The organism is Aeromonas sp. ZOR0002, assembly GCF_963866995.1.
GTDB classification, from domain to species: domain Bacteria; phylum Pseudomonadota; class Gammaproteobacteria; order Enterobacterales; family Aeromonadaceae; genus Aeromonas; species Aeromonas caviae.
In genome coordinates this window covers 1-9,529 of sequence record NZ_CAWMFQ010000244.1, presented here as the reverse complement: position 1 = coordinate 9,529, position 9,529 = coordinate 1, and the positions used below count along the sequence as shown (strand labels likewise).

Below are 9,529 nucleotides of genomic sequence, written 5' to 3'. Positions count from 1 at the left end.
CAGCCTTCAGGAAGTCATCGGCCAGGGCGACCGCCAGCCCCGTCGGTGCCACGGGTTTGGGAGCAGGCACCGGCTCGGCCTTGTCAGGCTCGGCCACGGGTTTCTCTGGTTTGGTCACCGGCTTGTCCGGCTCGCCGACCGGCGCAGGCGTCCCCCCATAGGGATTGACCGCACATCCGCCCAGCAGCAGGGCACCCACCATCAACAAGGAACGCAGCTTCATCTTTTCTCTCCGCCAGAAGTGTGCAAGGCGCACTTCGTCCATCATCCATTTTGACGGAGCCAGACTCCGCCGCCCTTCCATGCTAGAGACAAACCCGCCCCGGGTCGATGCGCACATGGGCAGGGGGCGACAGAGACTGGCGAAGCGGAGGGCACAAAAGGGTGGCAAGGCTCCACCCGATTCCGTTAGGGTAGCCAGAGCCCGGACCCCAGAGGAGCCCCCCATGCACGGACCCGATCCCGCCAACCCCCACCCCATGAACGGCTTCCCCCAGGTGTGCTTTATCAAGAACACCATCAAGGGACCCAATATCGAGGTGGGTGACTACACCTATTACGACGACCCGGAGGATGCGGCGGGCTTCGAGCGCAACGTCCTCTACCACTTCCCCTTCATCGGCGACAAGCTCATCATCGGCAAGTTCTGCGCCATCGCCCGCGGGGTCAAGTTCATCATGAACGGCGCCAACCACCAGACCTCCGGCTTCTCCACCTACCCCTTCTTTATCTTCGGCAACGGCTGGGAGAGCGCCGCCCCCGCCCCGGGCAGCCTCCCCTACAAGGGCGATACCGTCATCGGCAACGATGTCTGGATTGGCTATGAGGCCCTGATCATGCCAGGGGTCAAAGTCGGCAACGGCGCCATCATCGCCGCCCGCTCCGTGGTCACCACGGACGTGCCCGACTACGCCGTGGTCGGCGGCAACCCCGCCAAGGTGATCCGCTATCGCTTCGACGACGACACCATCGCCCGTCTCAACGCCCTCGCCTGGTGGGACTGGCCGGTGGAGCGGATCAGCCGCCATCTGCCTCTGATAAGCGGCGGGGAAATGGACGAGTTGGAGAGGGCGGGGTGATGGCCGCCCACCTGGAGGCATCGGGAGAACCTCCCCCTACAGCCCTGGAGAGCACGGATCCATCACCAGATCAGTGCGTTACATGGAATTTAAAACAATCAGGTCCCACTGGAGTTATCAACATGACCACACCCGCTTTCACTGTCGTCCACTCAACACCGCCCGTCGAAACCTATCGCTATCTTCGAACCGCAGCCGGGCTCAGCCCAAAGACGCTTGAAGCCGCAGAGCGTGGTCTGCCCAATACGCTGTTTGCCGTCCAGGTGTTTTGCGGCCAGACCGCCATCGGCATGGGCCGCATCATCGGAGATGGCGGGACATTTTATCAAGTGGTTGATATTGCTGTGCTGCCTGAATATCAGGGTCAAGGGGTAGGCAAAAAGATCATGACGGAGATCGCCGACTATATCGCCCGCGAGGTACCGGAGTCAGGCTATGTCAGCTTGCTGGCAGATGGGGAGGCGTACCGGCTCTATCAACAATTCGGTTTCTCGCTCACGGCGCCTGCCAGTCTTGGTATGGGGCTTAAGCGAATTGCCACCGAAAAGTCCTGACCAATCATCCAGATGAAAAAGCAGGACAAGTGATGACATTCCAGCACCTTGCCAATGCCAATATCGTGATCCGCCCCTTCGAAGCGGGCGATGCCGACGAGTTTGTCCGCGCGGCCCACCAATCCATCGAGACGGTCGGCAGCTGGATGAGCTGGTGCACTCCCTCGTTCAACCGGGAGCAGGCGCTGGCCTGGTTTGCCGCCTGCGATCAGGATCGCGCGGCGGGACGCGCCTTTGATATGGGCATTTTCTGCGCCGCTACCGGCCAGCTCTTGGGTGGGGCTGGTATCAACCAGCTGTCGCCCCATCACCGCTACGGCAATATCGGTTACTGGGTGCGGCAATCCCGCCAGGGCTGCGGCATCGCCCGACAGGCGGTCGCCCTGCTGCGTGATTTCGGCTTTCAACAGTTGGGACTGTTTCGGCTGGAGATCGTGGTGGGGGTTGGCAACAACGCCAGCGAAGCGATTGCCATCGCCGCAGGGGCAACCGTTGAGTGCCGGGCAAGGAATCGCATCTTTCTTCATGGCCAGCCTCTTGATGCGCATATCTATTCGCTTTTGCCCAGCGATAGGAAATTAAACTGACCTGTGACATCAATAACTAACGATGAACGCTAGCCAACGAAAGCATTAGCCCCCCCTTTGTCACAAAGTGAGGCCTCAGCGGTGGAACTCTGTCGACGAAAACTTCTGTTGATTAGCGACTTAGGCGCCCTGCATTGAAGACGATAGATATTGCTAACAGACAATGACTTTTTCAACCCATCGAGGCATGAAACCCCATAACTTATTGTTCGGTAAACAAACTCACATTATAATGTCACTTAATGGTAAAATAAGGGATAACTAATGATACTTGAACCAGTATTTCCTGATGTTCGGTCTATCTTATATCAACTCGAGGATAAGGATATCGATCTAGACCCTGAGTTTCAGCGCGGTGACGTTTGGAATATATCTAAAAAACAACTTTTAATAGATACCATAATGAGAAAATGGGAAATACCACCTATTTTCTTAATAAAGAAAGACTATGGTGAACCAAAAGAAGTTCTAGATGGTCATCAGCGTCTACGCGCAATCGAGGATTTCTACAATAACAAATTCAGATTTAATGGGAGACTGTCCCCCAAAAGCGAACATCTTATCGAACTCGATGGATTGTATTTCGATCAATTCCCACGTATGGCACAGAAAGATTTTCATCGATTTGTCCTTCGTATATTTGTCATACAAGAATATGAGGAATCCGAACCCTTCGAACTATTTTTTAGATTAAACCAGAATGTCAGTCTAACATCAGCTGAAAAAAGAAATACTTTTTTTGGTCAAGCAAGAAGCTCGACGAAAAAACTTGTTGACGACATGGAGGATATGTATAATTTAAATATTAACTCCATAGGCTTTAACAATACAAGACTTGCATACCATGATGTAATATCTCGCGTATTATATTGTCTAGATAGAAATAGCATTAGTAAGAAAATAAATGATGCCGAATTGACAGAAAAATATAGAGGTAGTGAAGGATTCACTCAATTGAGCTTAGAGAGGACTGAGGATTCATTAAGTATAATAAGTTCATCTATAAAAGAACTGGGGAAAGTAAAGTTAAATAAACCTTCTCTTTTCTCATTACTCATTTTCATTGCGGCATCATTTGACGGAACGAAATCTGAGCTAACTGAAATTTTAGCAACACATGAAAAAATAGTTAAATCTAGAAATTCTATCTTAAGTAACTATCGCTTAAGAGACTACCTAGCAAAAGAATATATAACCCGATTGAGCACCGGAGTCAATGACTCCAAATCAATTATATACCGTCATTTCTTCATACATTACATTGCATTTGAAGTTGTACCGGACTGCTTACCAAACAGTATATTCAGGCGTACTAAAAAAACTATAAACTTGATCGAAACATATCGTTACGATCAAGAAAACAGCATAAATATACATGATATATTAATAGATTACGGCTGGGGGGATTTATAATGGAGATGAGGAAAGCTGAGCTTGAAAAAAAATATAATAAAGTTTTCCACTCCAAAGGAAATGTTGGGATAACTAAAATATCTTGCACATCTGAGATATTTCCAGCCCAAGAAGTGAAAATAAAATCATCACTTCTAATATATGGAATAAATGGTTCAGGAAAAACAAATTTCTTAAAAACAATTAGTGACAGTATCGGTGAGGAAACACAGGGTTTAACGTTTTTAAACAATACTATTGACATAAGTCACGGTAAGTTGTTTTGTTACATTTCACCATCTGATACTGTAGTTGATACAAAATCAAAATGTACCTTATATCTTCCACAAGAAAATAAAGAATTATTAGCTGAGACTCTACTACAATATCACCCTACTATTTTTGATGATGATGCATTATCTGGAATAAATTATGTTTTATCCTCAACATTCCTTAACATATCGGTATACGAAATAGATAGCTTTGAAGAAGAGATTATATTTATAAAAGCAGAGGATACTAATGGCATTAGGGATATTTACACTCTATCGCATGGTGAGATTTACTGCATATTACTTTATTGGTATATCGTATTTAAACTCGAAGATAAGCATATTGTCATCGATGAACCGGAAACCTATTTATACCCAAGCGCTCAACAACGCCTTATTGACTTGATAGTCAGCATAGTTGATTACTCTACCCGCCAGACGATCATAGCAACACACTCAAGAGACATTGTATACAAACTATCTATAGGCACCACCCTCAGGGTCGAGAAATTGAATGGCGAAGAGTTCTTGTTTTTTGATGGTACACATACAGATCCCCAAGTTTTTGAGCTGGGTTTAAAAACTAAATCACCAATAATTTTCATAGTTGAAGATAATAAAGCAAAATTATTTTTGCACAATATGATATTTAAATCAGAACTACACCCCACTAGAGACATATATATATTAACAGCAAAAAATGGGGAGTCAGATCTATCGCAGATATATAAACGAATATTGAACACGGACAGTATCGATTTCGTTTTATGTTATGATGCCGATATAAATCAAGAAGGTAAGGATGGAATACCTCAGGATGTATCTGCTGTTTCTATATCGCTGCCAGGCAAAGACTCTCCAGAAGAAGAAGTAATTAACATTATAAATATAAAAAATGCTGACTACATTAATTTGTTCGAAAATAAGATGGCTATATTAGGAGCCTTACGCAAGGCACAAGGTAATGACCATCATGACTTTTTCAAAAACATGAGTACCGACACTAATGTTTCAGAATTTGAGCTTTTTTTAAAGGGAATTGAGCTATGGAAAGAAAATAACAAAGAAATTGTAATGGCATTCTTGCAAAGAATAAAAAGCATGGTCTGACCACATTTAATCAGCCATTATTATATCGACTAGAGGACTTATTAACCGCAACCTATCCAAAAGGCTGGCTTTGGATAGTTACTTACAGCACATCGGGTTATTTTAGATATTTAATAGCAATACCTCTACACAACTCCAGCATTGGTGAAACGATATCAAGAGCCATCGTTACACCAGAGAGACAATCCTGTGGCCGCAGGCAAAGCAAAGCGGCAAGCAGTGGCGGGGATCTGCCCTCCGATCTGCTTGCTGCTGTCTGTTATCACAGGTGTAAACGTCGTTAGCGACCCAAAAACGGCTCCCAGTCCTTGAACACCGGTTGCAACCCTGCCTGCCGCACGGCGGCGGCCACTTCCCCCACCGGGCGGTCGTCGTGGATGGCGAACTGCTCCAGCTCCTCTTTATCCCCCTCGGCATAGCCACCCGGCTGGGTGCGCGACTCGGCCGACATCTGGGTGATGCCAAGGCGCACCGCGCCGTTGCGAAAGGTGGCCGACTCGCGGGTGGAGAGGGACAAGTCCAGGGTCGGCGAGAAGAGGCGCCAGGCGCAGATAAGCTGGGCCAGCTGGCGATCCGACATCACAACCTCCGGCTCCAACCCCCCGGTGCAGGGGCGCAGGCGCGGGAAGGAGAGCGAGTAGCGGCTCTGCCAGTGGTGGCGTTCAAGCCAGGCGAGGTGCTCGGCGACGAAGTAGCTGTCGGCACGCCAGTCCGAGGAGAGACCGATCAGCGCCCCCAACCCTATCTTGTCGATACCGGCGCGGCCCAGCCGATCCGGCGTGGCGAGGCGCCATGCGATGTCCTGCTTGTTGCCGCGCAGGTGATGGCGGGCATAGGTGGGGGCGTGGTAGGTCTCCTGATAGACCATGACCGAATCGAGGCCGAGGGTTTTCAGCTCGGCGTATTCGGCCTCGGACAAGGGCTGCACCTCCATCCCCACCGTGCTGAAGTGACGGCGGATGATGGGCAACACCTGCCGAAAATAGGCGAGCCCCACCTTGTGCTCGTGCTCGCCGGTCACCAGCAGCACGCTGTCAAAACCGCGCGCCTTGATGGCCAGACACTCGCGCTCAATCTCCTCTGCATTCAAGGTCTTGCGCTTGAGGCGGTTGCTCATGGAGAAGCCGCAGTAGGTGCAGTCGTTGGCACAGAGGTTCGACAGATAGAGCGGCACATAGAAGCCGATGGTGTTGCCAAAGCGCTGGCGGGTGAGCTGCTCGGCCTCGGCCGCCATCTGCGGCAAATACGCCTCGGCGGCCGGGGAGATCAGCGCCATAAAGTCGGCCAGGGTGCGGCGGGAGGTAGTCAGCGCCCGCTCTACATCGGCGGCAGTCTTGGCACGGATCTGCATGCCGATATCGTCCCACTCCAGCTCCTGCCAACTATCGAGAAAACTCTCCGACTTTCTCTCAACCCCCTCCCGGCCTCCCCCTTCACAAGGGGGAGGTGTTAATCCGCCCCCCCGATCTCCTACTTCACAAGAGGGCGGAGTCGACACTCCCTCCCCTGGCAAGGGGAGGGTCGGGGTGGGGTCATTGGCATGCTGACTCATAGCGCCCCCAGAAAATCGGTAAGCGGGCTGGAGGCTTGGGCCTGCAGGGCGCGGGCGCCGAGACCGGCTTCATAGGCGCTGCGCCCGGCAGTGCAGGCCAGCGCAAAGGCGCGGCCCATGGCGACCGGGTCGCCGCTCACCGCGATGGCGGTGTTGACCAGCACGGCATCGGCCCCCAGCTCAAAGGCGGCCGCGGCGTGGCTTGGCGCACCGATCCCCGCATCCACCACCACGGGCACATTGGCCTGCTCGACGATGATGGAGAGAAACTCCCGGGTCACCAGCCCCTGATTGGAACCGATGGGGGCGCCCAGCGGCATCACGGCGGCGCAACCCACCTCTTCGAGCCGTTTGCACAGCACGGGGTCGGCACCGCAGTAGGGCAGCACCACAAAGCCCTCTTTCACCAGCTGCTCGGCGGCTTTGAGCGTCTCGATGGGGTCTGGCAGCAGGTAGCGGGGATCGGGGTGGATCTCCAGCTTCAGCCAGTTCGTCCCCAGCGCCTCGCGGGCGAGGTGGGCGGCAAATACCGCCTCGGCGGCGGTCTTGGCCCCCGAGGTGTTGGGCAGCAGCTTGACCCCGAGTTTCCGAAGGGGCGTGAGGATATCGTCGTGGGCCTTGCCCGGTTCGAGCCGCTTGATGGCCATGGTGACCAGCTGGGAGCCGCTCGCCTCGATGGCGGCGGCCATCAGTTCCGGGCGGGCAAACTTGCCGGTGCCGGTAAAGAGGCGCGATGAGAAGGTGTGATCGGCAATCTTGAGCATGTCAGCCTCCCGCCACAGTGGTAAGAAGAGATGAAGTGCCGCCGCAAGGCAGAACACGCGAAGATGGGACTGCGAGCATCATGGGTCAGCCTCCGGCAATGGCGGTGAAGAGGTGGAGTTCGTCCCCGTCATTGAGACGGGTCTCGGCCCAGCGGCCACGGGGCAGCACGGCGCCGTTGAGGGCCACCGCTACCCCCTGAGGGGGAATCTCCTGCACCGCCAGCAGCTCAGTCAGGCGCTGGCCGGTGGGCAGCGTCAGCTCGATATCGTTCAATCGGATCTTCATGGTTAATTCTCCTGAGCCGGGTGGGTGCTGCCGCAAACCGGGCAATCGGGGTCGGGAGCCAGCGTGAGGGTCTGCCACTGATGGGTCAACGCATCGAACCGGCGCAATGTGCCCGCCACCGGGCTCGGCATCCCGAGCAGCAGTTTCAGTGCCTCCAGCGCCTGCAAAGAGCCCATCACCCCGACCAGGGGGCCGGTGACGCCGCTGCTCTGGCAGCTCTCTTTGATTTCGGTATCCGCCGGGTAGAGGCAGGCGTAGCAGGCGTGATCGCTGCTGGTGCGCACCATCAGCTGCCCCTGCCAGCCCACTGCGGCGGCACAGACCCAGGGCTTGCCCTGGGCCACGCAGGCAGCGTTGATGGCCTGGCGGGTGGCGAGGTTGTCGCAGCAGTCGATCACCAGATCCACCTCGGCCACAAACGCCGGCAGGCTGGCAGCATCGAGCCGCTGATTGATGGCAATCAGCTCCACCAGCGGGTTGTGGGCGGCCAAGCGCTCGCGGGCCAGCTCCGCCTTGGAGTGGTTGACCGCCTCGCTATCGAACAGGATCTGGCGCGGCAGGTTGCTGGAATCCACCGTGTCACCATCGGCGAGCCACAAGGTGCCCACCCCGGCCCCGGCCAGATAGAGGGCGAGCGGCGAGCCGAGCCCGCCGAGGCCCACGATCAGCACGGATTTATCTTTCAGCCGCGCCTGACCTGCTTCCCCCACTTCCGCCAGCATCAGCTGGCGGCCGTAGCGCAGATACTCTTTGTCACTGAGAGAAGCGGCATCAGAGCGCATGTTCTGCCTCCCGTATCACGCAGGCCGAGCGCGGTTCATCCCCCGCCCCCACGGCAGCGAGCAGCCGCTCGGTCGCGCCCTGCCAGTCATCGCTCGCCGTGATGGCCGAGACCAGCGCAATGCTGCCGACCCCGCTTGCCTTGACCGCCGCCACCCGCTCCTCGCTGATGCCACCGATGGCCACCGTGGGCCAGTCCGCCATCAGGGCGCGGTAGCGATGCAGCCGCACCAGCCCCTGCGGGCGCGAAGGCATCGCCTTGGTGTTGGTCGGGAAGATATGGCCCAGCGCGATATAGGAGGGGGCAAGCTCGCGCGCCCGCATCAGCTCGAAGTAGCCGTGGGTGGAGATGCCAAGGCGCAGCCCCGCCGCCTGAATGGCGGCGAGATCGGCGGTCTCCATATCCTCCTGCCCCAGATGCACGCCCCAGGCACCCGCCTCGATGGCCTGCTGCCAGTAGTCGTTGATAAAGAGCCGCGCCCCATGGCGGCGACCGAGCGCGACCGCATCACGAATGGCCGGCGCCACCTCTGTGGCGGGCAGATTCTTGATCCGCAGCTGGATGGTCTTGACCCCGGCCCCCAGCAGGCGTTTGAGCCACTTGATCGAGTCCACCACCGGATAGAGGCCGAGGTTGTGTTCGGTCGGCGCAAAGGGGCCCTGCGGCAGACGGGCGCTGCTTGTTTCATACAATCCGAAGCGGCGATCGAGCGGTGATCCCGCCAGCACGGCACGGGGGAAGTGGGCAAGGTCAGCGGGCCAGCCGAGATGGGCGATGGGGCCCGGGCCTGCCCCCACCCCCTGCGCCGCCGCCAGCCCCTGTTGCAGGTAGGCACGCGCCAGGGTGATGGTGTCCTCCACCGGATAATCCTGCGCCACCACGGCGGCGATGGCGCTGGCGTAAGCGCAGCCGGTGCCGTGACCGTGGCGGGTATCGAGGCGCGGCGCGGCGAGCCAGAATTCGCGGCTCTCGTCCTGGTAGTAGTCGAGGCAGAGATCCCCGCCCCATTCAAGGTGGCCCCCCTTGACCAGCACGGCACGGGCGCCGAGTTCGCGCAGCCGCCGGGCGGCGAGGCGCACCAGCTCGGGACTGGTGGCGGGCAGGCCGGTCAGGGCTTCCAGCTCGGGACCGTTGGGGGTGATGAGCGACAGA

At 55.5% G+C, this 9,529-nt stretch carries 10 protein-coding genes and 1 pseudogene; 5 read left to right on the top strand and 6 right to left on the bottom strand.

The window, feature by feature from the left end; genetic code table 11:
• A pseudogene (locus AACR77_RS13760) lies at positions 1–223 on the bottom strand (penicillin-binding protein activator LpoB); the annotation flags it as partial.
• 223 nt (positions 224–446) lie between these two features.
• Here AACR77_RS13760 and AACR77_RS13755 point away from each other — a divergent pair.
• From AACR77_RS13755 to AACR77_RS13735, 5 genes are all read left to right on the top strand, one after another.
• On the top strand, positions 447–1,079 hold the full coding sequence (locus AACR77_RS13755) for a Vat family streptogramin A O-acetyltransferase (protein ID WP_042878382.1): 633 nt from the start codon (positions 447–449) through the stop codon (positions 1,077–1,079).
• Between the two features lie 122 nt (positions 1,080–1,201).
• The gene (locus AACR77_RS13750; protein ID WP_042878381.1) at positions 1,202–1,633 is read left to right on the top strand and encodes a GNAT family N-acetyltransferase; all 432 of its coding nucleotides are present in this window, start codon (positions 1,202–1,204) and stop codon (positions 1,631–1,633) included.
• 32 nt (positions 1,634–1,665) lie between these two features.
• The gene (locus tag AACR77_RS13745; protein ID WP_042878379.1) at positions 1,666–2,220 is read left to right on the top strand and encodes a GNAT family N-acetyltransferase; all 555 of its coding nucleotides are present in this window, start codon (positions 1,666–1,668) and stop codon (positions 2,218–2,220) included.
• Positions 2,221–2,484: 264 nt separating this feature from the next.
• Positions 2,485–3,633 carry a DUF262 domain-containing protein gene (locus tag AACR77_RS13740; protein WP_081999304.1) on the top strand — a complete coding sequence of 383 codons (1,149 nt, stop codon included), beginning with the start codon at positions 2,485–2,487 and terminating at the stop codon, positions 3,631–3,633.
• A complete protein-coding gene (locus tag AACR77_RS13735) occupies positions 3,633–4,994 on the top strand; it encodes an AAA family ATPase (RefSeq protein WP_081999303.1) in 1,362 nt (453 codons plus the stop codon). Before AACR77_RS13740 ends, AACR77_RS13735 begins: the two co-directional genes overlap by 1 nt.
• 280 nt (positions 4,995–5,274) lie before the next feature.
• Here the strand turns inward: AACR77_RS13735 and thiH are convergent, their stop codons facing one another.
• The 5 genes from thiH to thiE all read right to left on the bottom strand — a co-directional run.
• Positions 5,275–6,546, bottom strand: coding sequence for a 2-iminoacetate synthase ThiH (gene thiH / locus AACR77_RS13730; RefSeq protein ID WP_042878375.1), 1,272 nt, complete (start codon positions 6,544–6,546; stop codon positions 5,275–5,277).
• On the bottom strand, positions 6,543–7,310 hold the full coding sequence (locus AACR77_RS13725) for a thiazole synthase (RefSeq protein ID WP_042878373.1): 768 nt from the start codon (positions 7,308–7,310) through the stop codon (positions 6,543–6,545). Before AACR77_RS13725 ends, thiH begins: the two co-directional genes overlap by 4 nt.
• Before the next feature lie 85 nt (positions 7,311–7,395).
• Positions 7,396–7,596 (bottom strand): sulfur carrier protein ThiS, encoded by a 201-nt coding sequence (gene thiS, locus AACR77_RS13720; protein WP_039040452.1) that lies wholly within the window; start codon positions 7,594–7,596, stop codon positions 7,396–7,398.
• Between the two features lie 2 nt (positions 7,597–7,598).
• Positions 7,599–8,378 (bottom strand): HesA/MoeB/ThiF family protein, encoded by a 780-nt coding sequence (locus tag AACR77_RS13715; RefSeq protein WP_042878372.1) that lies wholly within the window; start codon positions 8,376–8,378, stop codon positions 7,599–7,601.
• Positions 8,368–9,529 (bottom strand): thiamine phosphate synthase (thiE, locus tag AACR77_RS13710; protein WP_042878369.1); only part of this gene is annotated, 1,162 nt, incomplete at its 5' end. The genes AACR77_RS13715 and thiE, both read right to left, overlap by 11 nt.

What these genes read in the sequence shown, in the direction of transcription:
- thiS (WP_039040452.1), bottom strand. Translation starts at nt 7,596, where the DNA reads ATGAAGATCCGATTGAACGATATCGAGCTGACGCTGCCCACCGGCCAG.
- thiH (WP_042878375.1), bottom strand. Translation starts at nt 6,546, where the DNA reads ATGAGTCAGCATGCCAATGACCCCACCCCGACCCTCCCCTTGCCAGGG.
- AACR77_RS13750 (WP_042878381.1), top strand. Translation starts at nt 1,202, where the DNA reads ATGACCACACCCGCTTTCACTGTCGTCCACTCAACACCGCCCGTCGAA.
- AACR77_RS13745 (WP_042878379.1), top strand. Translation starts at nt 1,666, where the DNA reads ATGACATTCCAGCACCTTGCCAATGCCAATATCGTGATCCGCCCCTTC.
- AACR77_RS13735 (WP_081999303.1), top strand. Translation starts at nt 3,633, where the DNA reads ATGGAGATGAGGAAAGCTGAGCTTGAAAAAAAATATAATAAAGTTTTC.
- AACR77_RS13755 (WP_042878382.1), top strand. Translation starts at nt 447, where the DNA reads ATGCACGGACCCGATCCCGCCAACCCCCACCCCATGAACGGCTTCCCC.
- AACR77_RS13725 (WP_042878373.1), bottom strand. Translation starts at nt 7,310, where the DNA reads ATGCTCAAGATTGCCGATCACACCTTCTCATCGCGCCTCTTTACCGGC.
- AACR77_RS13740 (WP_081999304.1), top strand. Translation starts at nt 2,485, where the DNA reads ATGATACTTGAACCAGTATTTCCTGATGTTCGGTCTATCTTATATCAA.
- AACR77_RS13715 (WP_042878372.1), bottom strand. Translation starts at nt 8,378, where the DNA reads ATGCGCTCTGATGCCGCTTCTCTCAGTGACAAAGAGTATCTGCGCTAC.